Below are 14887 nucleotides of genomic sequence, written 5' to 3'. Positions count from 1 at the left end.
CGTCGGTCCCTCGGAGACGGGCGTCATGCCCCGGCCGGACGTCGCAGTGCGGCCTCGGCCTCGAGCGTCGAGGCCCGCGCCGTCGGCTGGTACTGGAAGGCCCCCTGACGACCGAGCGACTCCAGCCCGAAGGCGCGCAGCGCACGGACTCCTTCCCGGGCGCGATCGCCGCTGCCGTGGGTGTAGATCGGGTAGGCGTTCTGCAGGACGTTCCCGCCCTCGAGCCTCAGGTCGCCCGTCAACAGGCCGTTGGCCTGCGTGTGGTCGAGGAAGTCCCGTTCGGCCCGCTCGACTGAGTCGCCCACCCGCTCGCCGATGACCTCCGCGGTGAAGAACTCGCGGCCACCGGCCCGGCCGTAGAAGTCCGAGTAGACGGTCACCCGCTTCCAGGCGCCCTCGCGGGAGAAGTTGTAGAGGATCGAGGGCCCGAAGCCGCGGTCTCCCTCGAAGCTGAAGAAGAGGCTGACGAGGGTCACGGTCGGCAGGGCCGCTCGGCCGGGCGTCTGCAGCCCACACAGGGCGAGAGCACGCTCCACCGGGACCGTTGACACCAGCCGCCGGGTCCGCAGGACGCCGTCGTCCGTCTCGACCTCGAACACGTCACCGAGCCGGCGGACCGCTCGCAGGACCACGCCGAGCCGGAAGCTCACGCCGCGGTCCTCGAGGCTGCGGACCGCGGGCTCGTAGAGGTACCCGTATCCCTCGCGCGGGCGGGCAAGCTGCCGGTTGTGGCTCGGCGGCTCCGGTGAGCCCGTGCGCGACCGCACCACCCGACGAATGAGGTTCACCGGGCTGGCCTGCTCGGCCAGCCACGCCAACCTGTTGTGAGCGAACTCGAGGTCGATCTCCTCCGGCGGGAGACCGCAGAGGCGCTCCATGTAGTAGCCCAGTCCGGAGCGCTCGACGAACCGGATGCCGAGGAGGTGCTCGGTGAAGTCCCGGACGTTCCGCTGACGGCGCCTGCCGAGCCGGCCGGCCACGGCCGACGCTCCCATGCGTAGGCACTCGACCGGTCCGGCAGCGAGGACGTCATCGCTGATGGAGAACGGGTAGTGCGTCACTACACCCTGAGGGTTCAGCCGGGCCCAGCTGGGCCCGATCGGGACGTACCTCGGAAGGATCTCCGGGAAGTGGGCGAGTAGCGGGGAGTCGTCCTGGAAGATCAGGCTCCCGATGTCGAACGTGTACTCGCCGATCGAGCGGTCGATGTGGTTTCCACCGACGTGCTCGTACTCATCGAGGACCACGACATCCTGCGCTCCTTGACCCAGGAGCACTGATGCCGATACCAACCCGCTGATCCCGGCACCGAGCACGATGGCGTCTCGCGTCGAGGAGTCGCCTCGTCTGGGAGACATGCCACCGTCCTCACTGGAACGACTCGTACCCATCTCGCGCTGACCGGCGCGCGCACGGCTCGTCACCCTACCTACCAGCACCGGAGGGACCTGGCCGGCTGAGTGCCAGGGACCCCATCCGAGGGATGATCGGCGGCGCGACCGGTGCGACCGGACCACGACCCAGACGCTCTGTCATCCTGACTAGGACCGATGACGGGGGCGGCCACCAACAGCACTGTGGTCGAGGCGATCTGAGTGGAGAACCTGCTTGGCGACCACCACGGGGGAACCGCAGACCTTCCGCCGCGCGCTCGTACTGATGACCGCCACCAGCTTCTTGGTGCCTGCCGCTGGGGTCTTGACCGCACCGATCCTGGCACGCGCTCTCGACACGGCCGGCCGAGGTGAACTGGCAGCGGCACAGGCTCCGGCGGCGCTGATGCTGGCCGTCGCCACCCTAGGGCTGCCGGATGCCCTCACCTACCACCTCGCCAAGCGCCCAGGACGAACTCGGGCTGCGCTCTCATGGGGCAGCCTGATCACCAGCGCCTTGGGCATTGTGTGCGTCCTCGTGACGTGGGCCGCCCTCCCGTTCCTCTCAGCAGGCACCCGTGAACTCGGACGATTGATCCTCCTGGCAGCGGCGCTGACCATCCCGGCGCTGGTTGTCGGGGTGTTCCGCGGAGCGGCCACGGGCCGTCAGATGTGGGGAGCGGTCGCGGCTGAGCGTCTGCTGACGACGCTGGCCCGCGTCGGAGGACTCGTAGCGTTGTGGTCGTTCGGTGAATTGACCGTCCTGACCGCTCTGCTCGTCGGAGCGCTCACCCCAGTGGTTGCGGGAGTCGCGTACTGGCGACTGCTCCTCCCCGTCCCTGCCGATGCCGGGCAACGAGCCTCGAGCACCGAACTCGTCAAGGACCTGACGTCCTTCGGGAGTAAGGTCTGGGTGGGCTCCATCGCGAGCATGCTGCTGGCGCGCGTCGGCCAGATCTTCATGGTGCCGTTGTCGAGCGTCGAGGATCTCGGGCTCTACACCGTTGCGAGCACCATCTCCGACGTGCCACTGATCGTCGCGCTCGCCATTCAGAACGCGCTGTTCGGCGTGAACAGCAAGACGACGGATGCCGCACAGCTCACCGCCACGACCCGGGCCACCCTGTTGGTCGGCTTCGGAGGCTGTGCGGCTTTGGGGGTCACCCTTCCGCTCTGGATAGGCCCTCTGTTCGGTGAGGCGTTTACGGCAGCGACGGTCCCGACGCTGATGTTGCTTCTTTCGGCGGTCCTGTGCATCCCCGGTCTGCTTGCGGCCTCAGGGGTCGCTGCTTGGGGCCGGCCGGGGCTGCGGAGTCTGGGACTCGGGATCACCCTGGTTGTCAACACCGTCGCGTTCCTGGTCTTGGTCCCGCTGTTCGGCGTGTACGGCGCCTGCTGGACGAGCCTCCTCAACAACGTCGTTCTGACGACGTTCATGGTCATCGCAGCATCACGGGTCATGGGTGTCCCCATCGGTGACTTCATCGCCGTGAGACGTGGCGATCTGCAGCGCGTGTGCGCCGAGTTCCTGCGGCTCTTGCGTCGGCTCGTGCCCGGTCGCCTACGTCGGGAGCACAGCGCCCCCACGTCCGTGCACTCGTCCGACGAGGTGCCTGTCTGCGCGGAAGACCCCCGGGGGTGACGGCTACAGGACCCACCTCTCCGGGTCATGCAGCCTGCAGTGTCGGCTGACGCTAACGGACGGCCGATGTGAGGATCGGCCGACTCGAGCAGTGAACGACGAATGACGACCTTGGGTGGGGCATTGACGAGCATCTCAGTGGTCATGGGCACGTACAACGGCGAGCGGTATGTCGAAGAGCAGCTGAGGACCATCCTCGAGCAGTCTCTCCAGCCGGCCGAGATCCTGGTCAGCGACGACGGATCCACCGACTCGACGCTCGACGTCGTGCAGAAGGTGGCCGCCACGACATCAGTCCCCATCCGTGTACATCAGAACGTCGAGACATTGGGGTTCGCGGACAACTTCATGCGCGCAGCTGAGCGTGCCGTTAGCGAGATCATCGCCTTCAGCGACCAGGACGATCGCTGGTTGCCCAGGAAGCTGCAGGCTGGCTTGGAAGCGCTGGACCGTGAGTCCGCCGTCCTGTCGACGCACCGTGTCCGATTCATCGACGGTGACGGCCAGATCGTCCCCCCGGAGCGTCGCTCAGAACCCGGTCTCGACGTAATCGAGCCTCTCGGCGGCAGCCCGTGGGGGAACTTCTACGGGTTCACGATGATGTTCCGCGCTTCCCTGCTCGAGAGGCTACCCACCAGTGAGCGAGGGATGGACGTCCACTCGCTGACCAAGCCCTTGTCACACGACCGGTGGATCTACTTCTTGGCGACGACCTTCGGTAGGACCGTCATCCTCAAGGAGGTCCTGGCAGAGTACCGGCAGCACAGCGGTCAGTTGTACGGCGGCGAGGTGGGTCGCTCCTTGAAGCAGCGCATCGCGACTAAACTGGCCACCGGTCGGTCCCAGAGCCTCGGCCTCGCGGCAGTCGCGACATATCGAGCCGACCTGCTCGAGACACGCTCCGATGATAAACTGGCCCAAGCGGCGGCTGACAGGTGGCGAGAGCTGGCGGCCTATCTCACGGACTCGGCGAAGCTCTACGACGACGACCTCGATCGGCTCCAGCGCCTCGGCGTCCTCACTGCAGCGATCAGGAGCAGGGCCTATCGACCGCTTGAGCACGGGGGACTGGGCAGGGACCGTCTGGCCGAGGACGCCGTCATCCTGGCAGCCAAGCTCCTTCGAAGGCGGTCCTGAGGGACGTGCGTCGGTCCTTGCCTCGGGTCAAGCGTCCAAGTCGAGGATCCGTTCAGGTGTGAACCGGCGGCGGGCGACGTCGCGGAGGGCGAGCAGGTTGCCGCGTAGTCGTTCCCGCCGCCACTCCGCCTCGGGACCGCGGACGGCGCGGACGGCGTTCTTGCCGACCCGTGGAAGCGTCTCGTAGACGGTCAGCCACAGCGGGAAGCTGCCCTTGTGGTGCAGGTACGCGGGGTTCATCACCTGGGAGTAGCCGAGCCGCCCGTGCGCCGTCCGGCCGCCGGACTTCACGCCGCGGTGCACGATCACGCAGTCGTGCACGCGGGCCACGGTGCCGTGGCGCATGCAGCGCCGGGCGAAGTCGTGGTCCTCGAGCCAGGAGTAGAGCGGCAGCCGGGCGTCGAACTGCTCGCCGGCGACGGCGTCGGGCCGGAAGCCGAAGTTGCAGCCGTAGAGCTCCCGCCTCCGCTCCCACTCGCCGGTCAGCGGCTCGTCCCGGGACGCCTCCAGCGCCGCGTCGGCGGCCTCACGGGTGATGGCGTCCCCCGTGGCGCCGTCCAGCAGCACCCGCCCGGTTAAGGCGACGACCTCGGGGTGGGCGTCGAAGAAGGCGACGCCCTGCTCGAGGAAGTCCTCGCGCACCACGGCGTCGTCGTCGAAGCAGAAGACGTGCGTGGCGTCGGGGACGGCCGCCAGGCCGGCGTTGCGCTGGGCAGCGAGCCCCCGGTCGTGCACGACGAGGGTGCCGGCGGGCAGCGGCTGCGGCGGGAGGCTGGCCTGGTCGGGCACGGACAGGACCAGGGTGAAGTCCTCCACGGTCTGGCGCTGCAGGTCGGCGACGACCTCGCCCAGGAGCTTCGGGCGCCCGGCGGATGCCAGCACCACGGCGACCCGGCGATCAGAGCTTGTCGGCCCGGGCACTCGTCCTCCGTCGTGTTGGTCAGGCGAGGGAACCCCTGACTGGGGCCCCGGAAGGGTAACCGCAGGTGAGCGACCCCCGCCGTCGACCGTCATCATGTGCGGGTGCCGGACACCCCAGGAGACAGCCGCCCGCGCGTGACCCTCGTGCACGAGCGGTTCACCGAGTACGCCGGCTCGGAGATGGTCGTCGAGCAGCTGGCCCACGAGTGGCCGGCCGCGCCGATCCTCGCCCCGATCGCCCGTCCCGGGGTCCTGTCGGCGGACATCGCGCCGCGGGTCCGCAGCACCCGCCTCAGCCGGCTGCTCCGCGGCACCACCTACGCCCACCTGCTGCCTGCGCTCCCCGTCGCGATGGGCCGGCTCCCGGTCCCGCCGTCCGACGTCGTCATCGCCTCCCACCACGCCTTCGCCACCCAGGTCGTCCGGGCCACGACGGCGCCGGTGGTCGCCTACGTGCACAGCCCCGCCCGGTGGGTGTGGGACCCGGCCATGCGGGCCAACGAGGCCGGTGGCCGGGTGGGCGCCGCAGGCCTGGCCGCCTTCTCCGCCGCCTACCGCCCGGTCGACCTGCGCGCGGCCGCCCGCGTGCACACGCTGGTCGCCAACTCGCGTGCGGTCTCCGACCGGATCCGCGACTGGTGGGGCCGCGACTCGGTCGTCGTGCACCCGCCAGTGGACACCGAGTACTACCGCCCCGACCCGGACGTCCCGCGCGAGGACTTCTTCCTCCTCGCCGGGCGGCTGGTCCCGTACAAGCGGCCCGACCTCGCTGTCCGTGCGGCTCGTGAGGCCGGTGTCCGGCTGGTCGTCGCCGGCGACGGCCGTGCGCGGGCAGAGGTCGAGGCACTGGCCGGCCCGGACACCACCTTCGTCGGCCGGGTCGACGACGACGGGCTGCGCGACCTGTTCCGCCGCTGCCGCGCCCTGCTGATGCCCGGCGTCGAGGACTTCGGGATCGTCCCCGTCGAGGCGCAGGCGTGCGGCGCGCCTGTGCTGGCCATCGACGCCGGGGGAGCACGGGACTCCGTCGTCCCGGGACGCACCGGCGAACTGGTGCCGGTCGCCCCCGCCGAGGACGAGGTCGACGTCTGGGCGCGCGCCCTGGCGTCCTTCGACGGGGCCGCCTACGACCCCGCCGGCATCCGCCGGCACGCCGAGTCGTTCTCCCGGGCCCACTTCCGCCGGGCCATGGCCGACGTCGTGGAGAAGGTCCTCAGCTCCCGCTGACCCGGCCGCCCAGCACCGCGGCCACGGTCTCCTCCGCCACGTCGTCCCAGGTGCGCCGCGGGCGCGCCGGCGCCTGCGGCCGCGGGCGGTCCAGGTGGCGCAGCGCCGCCCCGGCCCACCCGTGCACGTCCTCGGCGGGCAGGTGCTCGGCGTCGTCCCCGCTCACCTCGACCAAGGCGGGGTCGAGCGAGGTCACCAGCGGCGCACCCAGGTCCAGCGCCTCGACGGCGGGCAGGCCGAAACCCTCGGCCAGGCTCGGGGCCAGGACCACCGCACAGTGCTCGTAGCACCAGCGCAAGGTGCCGTCGTCCACGCCGGTGAGCTGGACGATCGAACCCTCGGCGAGCAACCGCGCGTGGTCGGGCCCGTAGGCCTCCGTGCCCCAAGCCGGCGGGCCGACCAGCGCGAGCACGGCGCCGGGGCGCTTGCGGACGACCTCCGCCCACGCGGAGACGACGACGGCGACGTTCTTGCGCTTCGAAGCGTCACCGACGACGAGCGCGAAGCGCCGCCCCGCCAGCGCCTCGACGGGGACCGGAGTGCTGGCCAACAGTTGGGGGCTGGTCGTCAGCGGAGCGACCGCCGCGCGAGGCGCGAGCCGGGGATCCCACCGCAGCAGCCGGTCCCGGGTGGCCGCGCTGACGCAGACCAGCGTGTCGGCCTGTCGCAACGACGCCGCGTAGGGGCGGCCGAGCAGCGTCCGCTTGGGCAGCGGGAAGTCGTCGGGACGGTCGAACAGCAGCAGGTCGTGGACGGTGAGCGCCGTCCGCGCCCGCACGCCGCGGGGGAGCAGGTGCTTGGCGCCCTGGACGACGTCGAAGCGGGACCCCAGCCGCCGGCCCAGCGCGTAGCGCTCCCACACCGGCAGCAGGGGGTCGGGCACCGCCGGGTGAGTGAGGACGCGGTCGCGCCCGCCTGCGAGCTCGGCCAGCGGCCCCGCCGCGGCAGGGGAGCCGAGCAGGTGCAGCTCGACGTCGTCGCGGCGGGCGAGGGCGCGCGCCAGCTCGACCGTGTAGCGGACGATGCCGCCGCCGCGCAGGGTCGGCGGGACGTGACCGGCCATCAGCAGCCACCGGGTGGGGCCGGTCATCGGCCGCGCTCACTCACGGCCCCAGCCTCACACACCTGAACGGGGACCCGCGTCAGTGCCAGTCGGTGATCGGTGTAGTGCCAGCAGGTCGTCAGAGGCAGGGGCATCACGGTGGGCGCGGGCAGGTTGCTGCCAGTGACGATGATCATGCGTTCAACCAGTTGCGTGTCACACAATTGACGTCGGAGGGCTTCCATGAGGGGAACGGCGCAGTTACGGTTTCCCTGCCGGTCGAACGATGACGTTCCTGGCATCCACGGGGGGATCCAGCGCGCCGAGCGCTGCTGCGCCGGTGTGACACGGGGGTTGGTGCCTTGACTCTGCTCGATGTCGGTGACGGACCGCTTCGTCACGATCTGCAGCCGGTCGGTCGCCGGTGGTTGTGGCTCGCTCCCCGACTGCGTGGCGAAGGGACCGCCGCGCGGCGCGCGTGGCGCCAGTCCTACGTCCGCCGCCTCGTTCTCCTCGACGCCGTCGCCGCCCTACTGGCCGGCGTCGTCGGGTCGCTGGTGCCCGAGGACGGCCCGCTCATGGGGCCGGTTGCCAGCACCTCGCTCGTCGTCGCCCTGCCGCTGGTGTGGCTCGGCGCCATGCTCGTGGCCCGCACCTACGAGCAGCGGTTCCTCTGGGTCGGCCCCGAGGAGTTCCGACGGGTCTTCTCCGCCGCCGCGCTCCTGCTGGCCACGGTCGGCACCGTCTCCTGGGCGTTCAAGCTCGAGGTCGCGCGCAGCTTCGTCGTCGTCGCCCTGCCGCTGGCGACCCTGCTGACTCTCGCCAGCCGGGTGTCCCTCCGCCTCCGGCTGCACGCCCAGCGTGCCCAGGGCCGGCACGTGCAGACGACGGTCCTCGTCGGCCACCGGAACGGCGTCGCGGCACTGAACGCCCAGATGGAGCGCGAGGCCCGGCACGGCTACCGCGTCATCGGCTGCTGCCTGCCGCTGTCGGCCGGCGACCGCGACGTCTTCGACGGCCTGCCGGTGCTCGGCAGCCTCGACGAGGTCGTCGACGTCGTCCGCCGCTACGAGGTGGACACCGTGGCCGTGCTGCCCTCGCCCGAGCTCGACGGCGCGCACCTGCGCAAGCTCGGCTGGGACCTCGAGGGCACCGAGGCAGAGCTCCTGCTGGCCCCCGCGGTCACCGAGGTCGCCGGCCCGCGCGTGCACGTGCGCCCGGTCGCCGGCCTCCCGCTCATGCACGTCGAGCGCCCGGAGTTCACCGGCGTCCGCCGCATCGCCAAGGACGTCGTCGACCGCACGGCGGCCGGCATCGGCGTCCTCCTGCTGCTGCCGCTCCTGCTGACCCTGGGGGTCCTGGTCAAGGCCACCAGTCGGGGCCCGGTCTTCTTCCGGCACGAGCGGATCGGCCGGGACGGCCAGCCGTTCCAGGTCCTCAAGTTCCGCAGCATGGTCGTCGACGCGGACAAGGTCGAGCTGGACCTGCACGAGCAGAACGAGGGCAACGCGGTCCAGTTCAAGATGCGCCGCGACCCGCGCGTGACCCGGGTCGGCGCGGTCATGCGCCGCTACTCGCTCGACGAGCTGCCTCAGCTGCTCAACGTCCTCGGCGGCAGCATGAGCCTGGTCGGCCCGCGCCCGCACGTGACCCGCGAGGTCGAGCAGTACGGCTTCGACATGCGCCGCCGGCTGCTCGTGAAGCCCGGCATCACCGGGCTGTGGCAGGTCAGCGGTCGCTCCGATCTCTCCTGGGACGACGCCGTCCGGCTCGACGTCCGGTACGTGGAGAACTGGTCGCTGGCGTTCGACTTCATGATCCTCTGGAAGACGGTGGGTGCCGTCCTCCGTGGTTCCGGCGCGTACTGAGCGTCGCCGACAGCGCTGCGTGACCATTCCGGTCCGGCGGGTGATGTATTCGGAGATCACCTTTCGGGGTCAATCGCCGGAATGAGCCCGGAATGGCGAATGGTCGTGGGAGATGCCACGATCCGCTGACCGCGCCGGGCAGTCGGCGCGGCAACGGGGAGGGTCATGGTCGACGCCACGGGGGGCGACGCTGCGTCCGGGACGAGGACGCGACTGCCGGGACGCGGCCGCACGGGGGCCGTCCGGGCGGGGGGAGCCACGAAGGCCGCCCGTGCCCGGACGACCGTGACCGCCGGCCGGGGGACCTGGTGGCTGCGGATGGGAGTCGCGCCCTACCTCGTCCTCGCCGACGTCGTCGCCTTCGCGGTGGCCACCGTGCTCACGCAGCCGGGCTCCCTGGTGGCGCAGGGGCTCGCATTGGTCTTCCTCCTGCTCGTCTTCTGGCGCGCAGGCCTCTACCGTTCCCGGCTCACCCTGTCGCTGCTCGACGACCTGCCGTACGTCCTGGCCGCGGTCGCCGTGGCGTGGGCGTTCAAGGTCGCCATGGCGGAGGTCCTCCCGAACGTCGACACCGCGGGCCGCCAGGTGGTGCACGTGGCCGCGCTGCTCGTAGCGGTCCTCGTCGTGCGCCTGGTCGCCTATCGCGTCGTGCACACCGCCCGGTGCCGCGGGTTCGTCCGGCACCGCACCGTCGTCGTCGGGGCCGGTCCGGTCGGCCTCCGGGTGGCGGTGACGCTGCTCGAGCGGCGCAACTACGGCCTCGACCCGATCGGCTTCCTCGACACGGACGTGCCCGAGGACGCGCGGGCACTGCTCCCCGCGCCACTGCTCGGCGGTTACGACCAGCTCGGCCGGGTCATCCGCGAGGAGGCCGTCCGAGACGTGATCGTCGCCTACGGCGGGGTGGACGAGGACGAGCTCGTCGACATCCTGCGCACCTGCGACCGGCTCGACGTCGACGTCTTCGTCGTCCCCCGGTTGTTCGAGTTGCACGACATCAACCGCTACACCGACGAGATCTGGGGCATCCCGTTGGTCCGGCGGCGGCGGGCGGTCTACCGCAGCCCCTGGTGGCGGGTGAAGCGGCTGGTGGACGTCGCCGTGTCCCTGCTGACGCTGCTGCTGCTCACCCCGGTGCTGGCCGCCTGCGCGGTCGCCGTCCGGGTCGAGGGTGGGCCCGGGATCATCTTCCGGCAGGAGCGGGTCGGGCTGGACGGCCGTCCGTTCCAGGTCCTGAAGTTCCGCTCGCTCAAGCCGGTGGACGAGACCGAGTCGCAGACGAACTGGAACATCAAGCACGACGACCGGCTGGGGCCCGTCGGCAGGTTCCTCCGCGCGACGTCGCTGGACGAGCTGCCGCAGCTGTGGAACATCGTCCGCGGGGACATGAGCCTGGTCGGCCCGCGCCCCGAGCGGCCGCACTTCGTCAACCAGTTCTCCGCGCACATCCCGCGGTACACCGCCCGTCACCGGGTGCCGGCGGGACTCACCGGGTGGGCGCAGGCGCACGGTCTGCGGGGGGACACCTCCATCGAGGACCGGGCCCGGTTCGACAACTACTACATCGAGAACTGGTCGCCGTGGCTCGACATGAAGATCGTCCTGAAGACCGTGGGGCAGGTGCTGCGACGTCAGGGCGGCTGACCGCCGAGGTGGCCTTCCGCTGGCTGTTCGCGCTGACGGCCGCCGGGATGCTGACGGCGTTCGCCGTGCTGTTGGTGACCGGCCGCTACTACAACGAGGGACCGGTGCTCATCCGGGTCACGGCGGAGCACGGGCTGCACAGGGGAGACGTCTTCGTCCTGACCGGCTGGGCTGCGGGGATGCTGTCCCTGATGGGAATCCTGGTGGGCCGACGCCGCTGAGGCTCAGGCGGCCGTACGGCGCCGCAGTGCGCCTGCCGGCGCGATGCCACACGCGGCCACGGCCATCAGCAGGGAGCCGTGCTCGGCGATGAACACGTTGAGCGCCAGCCAGGTCGAGCCGAGGAGGAAAGCCACGGCTGCATCCTGCGGGGAACGCAGCCGGATCCCGGCGGACGGCTGAGGTGTCCGTGACCTGCGTGATCACCGTGGCACATGGGCGGCGTCCGGGCGGTGAACGAGCCGACGTTCTCCGGGCGCGGTGGCCCAGGGGGTAGAGCAGGGAAGCAGGTCGGCGTTGCTCAGCGTGTTGACGGCGACGGCGCCGGAGACTGGGAGTCGCGGCCGCGAGCCACCTGACCAGGGACATCACCGTAGGCGCCCGCCGACTCCCTGACGCGAGTGTTGAGAGGGGCTGCTGCCCTCCGGTTCCAGCGTGCCGACCGATGCGTGGGAACGTCGCGGGATCGGGACCCTCGCAGGCGGTCATGGCGGCATGGTGGACCAGATGTCGTCACCACCAGGATCGCCGAATGGAGCCGCACCCGCGGATCCCGTGCGGCGGCGGCACCACGATCAGCACGTCGGTGACGGGCTCCGCCGTACCGCTTCCAAGACGTCCGACCCCAGGTGCCCGAGGTCGTGAGTGAGCACGGCGACGGACGACCCACCCTGCTCACCGGTCACTGTCTTCTTGTCGGCGAACGCTGGATCCAGTGGTCTGTTGCCGTCAGGCTCTGCAAAGAGCACGTGGTTGCGCTGTCACCCGCTCTCTCGAAGTCGCCGGCGGTGGCGGCGAAACCTCTACCGCGGCATCCAGAGCGGAGGGATAGTCTCCGAACGTGCAGCTCGGTGCGATGGTGCGCAGAGCACGACAGCGAGTGGTCGCGAGATCAGTGGCCCGGTCCTCGCTGGTCCGGAATGCGTCCTTTCGACTCGGCTGGGTCAGCACCCGTCGCCTCGATCCGCTCTCCGAATGGGGTTTCGAAAGAGGCACGCCGATCGACCGGTATTACATCGAGCGCTTCCTGCGTGCCCATCGGGGACTCGTCCGTGGCCGGGTCCTCGAGGTCAGGGAGGACCTCTACGCCTCCGGGCTCGGGGCCGACACGGTCGACGTCCTCGACATCGACGTCACCAACCCCCTCGCCACGGTCGTGGGTGACGTGTGCGATCCGACGACCCTGCCCCGGGGGGCATTCGACTGCGGGATCATCACGCAGACGCTCCAGCTGGTGCCGGACCCGCGGGCTGCGCTGCAGAACCTGCTCGCGAGCGTACGGCCAGGGGGCAGCATCCTCGTCACCGTCCCGTCCATGAGCCGGCTCGCCGGCTCATGGGACCGGTGGCGCTGGACCGCACACGGCTTCGAGGACCTGGTGGACGTGACCGGCGGAGTGGGAGAGGTGCGTGCCTTCGGCAACCTCGTGACGTGCCGGGCTTTCCTGTTGGGTGCCGCGGTCGAGGAACTCCCTCGCCGGGTGCTGGAGCGCGATGACCCCGAGCTCCCGCTCATCGTGACCGCGGTCGTGCGTCCGAAGGGTTGATCAGGACGAGTGGAGCCGCCGATCGATCCGCCTGGTGAGCGATGAGAGGTCTGCGTCGTCTTCACGGGCTCTGGAACCGGCGACCGGTCTTCCCCCGCCGGTTCCGGCCGCGCGGGCGGAACGTGGTCCTGCTGTACCACCGGATCTCCGAGGACGAGTCCGATGACCCCGGCGGGATGGTCGTGCCGCCGTCGTTGTTCCGCGAGCACATGACAGCGTTGAGCGACTGGTTCTCGGTGGTTCCCGCGCGCGGGATCCTGTCCGGACACGGAGAGCCGGCGGCCGCGGTCACGCTGGACGATGGCTACCTCGACAACCTCGAGCAGGCCGTGCCCGTGCTCCAGGAGTTCTCCCTGCCCGCCACGTTCTTCGTGGTCGCTGATGCTCTCGCCGGCGGTGGGAGGGGTCCTGTGGAGGAGTACTGGTGGGACCGGCTCGAGCACCTGCTGCTGGAGCACGACTCCGGCGGCAACCAGCTCGGCGTGCAGGTCGGCCGACGGATGCTGCGGTTGGACCTCGCCAACGTGGACTCCCGCAGGATGGCTTACTGGCAGCTGAGTGCGGCCTTGTATCGGCAGCCGCCCGCCGAGGTGCGGCGCGTGGTGAGCGAGTTGGAGACCGTCCGACCTCGTGCCGCGGCCTGCATGCGGCACCGCCGGATGACTGTCGAGCAGGTTCAGCGGCTTGCCGAGGACCCGCTGTTCACGATCGGCTCGCACACCTGCTCCCATGCGGCCCTCGCGCAGCTCCGAGGAGAGGAGGCCCGGCGCGAGCTGACGAAGAGCCGGGATGCCCTTCGCGCGATCCTCGGCGAGTCCCCCGAGTTGCTCGCCTATCCCTTCGGGGCGCCAGGGACGGTGACCCGGCGCAACGCGCAGGAGGCCCGCGCGGCCGGTTATCGCTTGGCTTTCGCGAACGTGGCAGGTCCCGTAGACGGAGCGGACCCCTTTGCGGTCCCTCGGATCACGGTCGGCCGATGGAGCGTGGACCGCCTCCAGCGGGCGGTCACGGCGTGGGTGCCGGTCGCATGAACGACAAGTGGCCTTTGCTGGCTCCGGCCGCAGAGATGCTCGAGTCCCCCCAACACGTGAGGGTTGGCGTCGTCATCACGGCGCACAACGTCGCGCCCTTCCTGCCCGCCGCCCTGGAGTCGGTGTTCGCGCAGACCCGGCTGCCGGACGAGGTGGTGCTGTGCGACGACGCGTCCGACGACGACGTGCTCAGTGCGGTCGAGCCCTACCTGGACCGCGTCCGGGTGATCCGCCGGCCGGTGCGAGGAGGGGAGGGCGCGGCCAAAAACGCCGCGGTGGCCGCGATGAGTGCCGATCTGGTCGTCATCCTGGACGGGGACGACGAGATGGCTCCCCAGCGGGTGGAGGCGCTCGTGTGGGTGGCGGAGCGCCGCCCTGATCTTCACCTCGTCACGACGCCCTGGGAGGAGTTCGGTCCGAGAGTGCAGTCCCCCGGCTACTCCCTGGTGGAGCGCTTCCCCGTCCGCGACCAGCGGAGGGAAATCCTGCGGTGGAACTTCCTCCCCGCCCCGGCGATCCGTCGGCGGCCGCTCCTGGAGGCCGGCGGCTTCGACGAGACGCTCAACTACGGACCCGACTGGGAGTGCTACGTCCGGATGTTTCTCCGCGGCGCGGCGGCCGGACTGGTCCCCCTGCCGCTGTACCGGTATCGGCAGTGGGGTGGCCAACAGACGGCGGACCTGGAGCGCGTCCTCGCGGGGAGGGTGCGCGTCGCCCAGACGATCACTGGTTACGAGGGACTGCGCGAGGACGAGCGAGTCATCGCGGCTGGCGTGCTGGCGGAGGCCCGGTTCCGGCGCTGGGCCTGGCGGGTACGAGAAGGCTGCGCCACCCGGTCCGAAGCGCTGTCACTGGCCCGCAGCGCAACACTCTCGGCGCGTCAGCGGGCCGCCCTGTGCATGGCGGTGAGCGCGCCGCCGATGGCCCGGGCTCTCCTGCTCCACCGGGAGAAGAAGGCGACCGGCCGTTAGTGTCCGCGGGAGCAGCGGCCAGCGTGGACCCTCCATGTCGCTCAGGCGTCGGTCGCCAGCGTGCCCGCCGTCCCCCGTGATCCTGTCGCCCAGTCGGCTGCCGGCCCGAGGTGATCAGGGTCGCAACACCCGGTGGCGGTGATCTGACCGGCTGACTGCCGGATCAGCGCGTGCCGCTCTCTGGTGGAACGCGGATCGACAGTCCGGGCTGACCTCGCCCGGCGAGGTGCGGCGCCTGGAGAGCCTCGAGCAGGACGCGCAGGCCC

The 14887-nt window shown here is 70.8% G+C and carries 13 protein-coding genes; 9 read left to right on the top strand and 4 right to left on the bottom strand.

Annotated elements, in window-relative coordinates; translation table 11 throughout:
- Window positions 1–23: 23 nt before the first annotated feature.
- Window positions 24–1358, bottom strand: coding sequence for an NAD(P)-binding protein (locus ACFO3M_RS10450; protein WP_387988521.1), 1335 nt, complete (start codon window positions 1356–1358; stop codon window positions 24–26).
- Between the two features lie 250 nt (window positions 1359–1608).
- On the opposite strand from ACFO3M_RS10450, the gene ACFO3M_RS10445 reads away from it, so the two are divergent.
- A complete protein-coding gene (locus ACFO3M_RS10445) occupies window positions 1609–3015 on the top strand; it encodes an oligosaccharide flippase family protein (RefSeq protein WP_387988520.1) in 1407 nt (468 codons plus the stop codon).
- Window positions 3016–3159: 144 nt separating this feature from the next.
- Window positions 3160–4152, top strand: coding sequence for a glycosyltransferase (locus ACFO3M_RS10440; RefSeq protein ID WP_387988519.1), 993 nt, complete (start codon window positions 3160–3162; stop codon window positions 4150–4152).
- Window positions 4153–4179: 27 nt separating this feature from the next.
- Here ACFO3M_RS10440 and ACFO3M_RS10435 read toward each other — a convergent pair whose 3' ends face one another.
- The gene (locus ACFO3M_RS10435; RefSeq protein ID WP_387988518.1) at window positions 4180–5037 is read right to left on the bottom strand and encodes a glycosyltransferase family 2 protein; all 858 of its coding nucleotides are present in this window, start codon (window positions 5035–5037) and stop codon (window positions 4180–4182) included.
- 171 nt (window positions 5038–5208) lie between these two features.
- Here ACFO3M_RS10435 and ACFO3M_RS10430 point away from each other — a divergent pair, with 171 nt between their 5' ends.
- Complete coding sequence (locus ACFO3M_RS10430; RefSeq protein ID WP_387988517.1) at window positions 5209–6300, top strand: glycosyltransferase; 1092 nt, start codon at window positions 5209–5211, stop codon at window positions 6298–6300.
- Here ACFO3M_RS10430 and ACFO3M_RS10425 read toward each other — a convergent pair.
- The gene (locus tag ACFO3M_RS10425) at window positions 6287–7390 is read right to left on the bottom strand and encodes a glycosyltransferase family 4 protein (protein WP_387988516.1); all 1104 of its coding nucleotides are present in this window, start codon (window positions 7388–7390) and stop codon (window positions 6287–6289) included. The genes ACFO3M_RS10430 and ACFO3M_RS10425 overlap by 14 nt on opposite strands.
- A gap of 380 nt (window positions 7391–7770) precedes the next feature.
- Here ACFO3M_RS10425 and ACFO3M_RS10420 point away from each other — a divergent pair, with 380 nt between their 5' ends.
- From ACFO3M_RS10420 to ACFO3M_RS10410, 3 genes are all read left to right on the top strand, one after another.
- On the top strand, window positions 7771–9210 hold the full coding sequence (locus ACFO3M_RS10420; RefSeq protein WP_387988515.1) for a sugar transferase: 1440 nt from the start codon (window positions 7771–7773) through the stop codon (window positions 9208–9210).
- 318 nt (window positions 9211–9528) lie between these two features.
- Window positions 9529–10854, top strand: a complete 1326-nt coding sequence (locus ACFO3M_RS10415; protein ID WP_387988514.1) for a sugar transferase — start codon at window positions 9529–9531, stop codon at window positions 10852–10854.
- Window positions 10855–10862: 8 nt separating this feature from the next.
- Window positions 10863–11075 (top strand): hypothetical protein, encoded by a 213-nt coding sequence (locus ACFO3M_RS10410; RefSeq protein WP_387988513.1) that lies wholly within the window; start codon window positions 10863–10865, stop codon window positions 11073–11075.
- A 3-nt stretch (window positions 11076–11078) separates the two neighbouring features.
- On the opposite strand, the gene ACFO3M_RS10405 is transcribed toward ACFO3M_RS10410, so the two are convergent.
- Entirely contained in the window at window positions 11079–11210 is a 132-nt protein-coding gene (locus ACFO3M_RS10405) for a hypothetical protein (RefSeq protein ID WP_387988512.1), read from the bottom strand.
- Window positions 11211–11914: 704 nt separating this feature from the next.
- On the opposite strand from ACFO3M_RS10405, the gene ACFO3M_RS10400 reads away from it, so the two are divergent.
- The 3 genes from ACFO3M_RS10400 to ACFO3M_RS10390 all read left to right on the top strand — a co-directional run bounded on the left by ACFO3M_RS10400 (window position 11915) and on the right by ACFO3M_RS10390 (window position 14621).
- Complete coding sequence (locus ACFO3M_RS10400) at window positions 11915–12619, top strand: class I SAM-dependent methyltransferase (RefSeq protein WP_387988511.1); 705 nt, start codon at window positions 11915–11917, stop codon at window positions 12617–12619.
- Between the two features lie 122 nt (window positions 12620–12741).
- Window positions 12742–13650 (top strand): polysaccharide deacetylase family protein, encoded by a 909-nt coding sequence (locus ACFO3M_RS10395; protein WP_387988510.1) that lies wholly within the window; start codon window positions 12742–12744, stop codon window positions 13648–13650.
- The gene (locus ACFO3M_RS10390; protein WP_387988509.1) at window positions 13647–14621 is read left to right on the top strand and encodes a glycosyltransferase family A protein; all 975 of its coding nucleotides are present in this window, start codon (window positions 13647–13649) and stop codon (window positions 14619–14621) included. The genes ACFO3M_RS10395 and ACFO3M_RS10390 overlap by 4 nt, the downstream gene beginning before the upstream one ends.
- Window positions 14622–14887 lie beyond the last annotated feature (266 nt).

It is taken from the genome of Geodermatophilus arenarius (assembly GCF_042654585.1).
GTDB classification, from domain to species: domain Bacteria; phylum Actinomycetota; class Actinomycetes; order Mycobacteriales; family Geodermatophilaceae; genus Geodermatophilus; species Geodermatophilus arenarius.
The sequence above is the reverse complement of the archived record's forward strand: the minus strand, read 5'-3'. Positions and strand labels throughout refer to the sequence as shown.

What these genes read in the sequence shown, in the direction of transcription:
- ACFO3M_RS10450 (WP_387988521.1), bottom strand. Translation starts at nt 1,358, where the DNA reads ATGTCTCCCAGACGAGGCGACTCCTCGACGCGAGACGCCATCGTGCTC.
- ACFO3M_RS10390 (WP_387988509.1), top strand. Translation starts at nt 13,647, where the DNA reads ATGAACGACAAGTGGCCTTTGCTGGCTCCGGCCGCAGAGATGCTCGAG.
- ACFO3M_RS10440 (WP_387988519.1), top strand. Translation starts at nt 3,160, where the DNA reads ATGGGCACGTACAACGGCGAGCGGTATGTCGAAGAGCAGCTGAGGACC.
- ACFO3M_RS10415 (WP_387988514.1), top strand. Translation starts at nt 9,529, where the DNA reads ATGGGAGTCGCGCCCTACCTCGTCCTCGCCGACGTCGTCGCCTTCGCG.
- ACFO3M_RS10425 (WP_387988516.1), bottom strand. Translation starts at nt 7,390, where the DNA reads ATGACCGGCCCCACCCGGTGGCTGCTGATGGCCGGTCACGTCCCGCCG.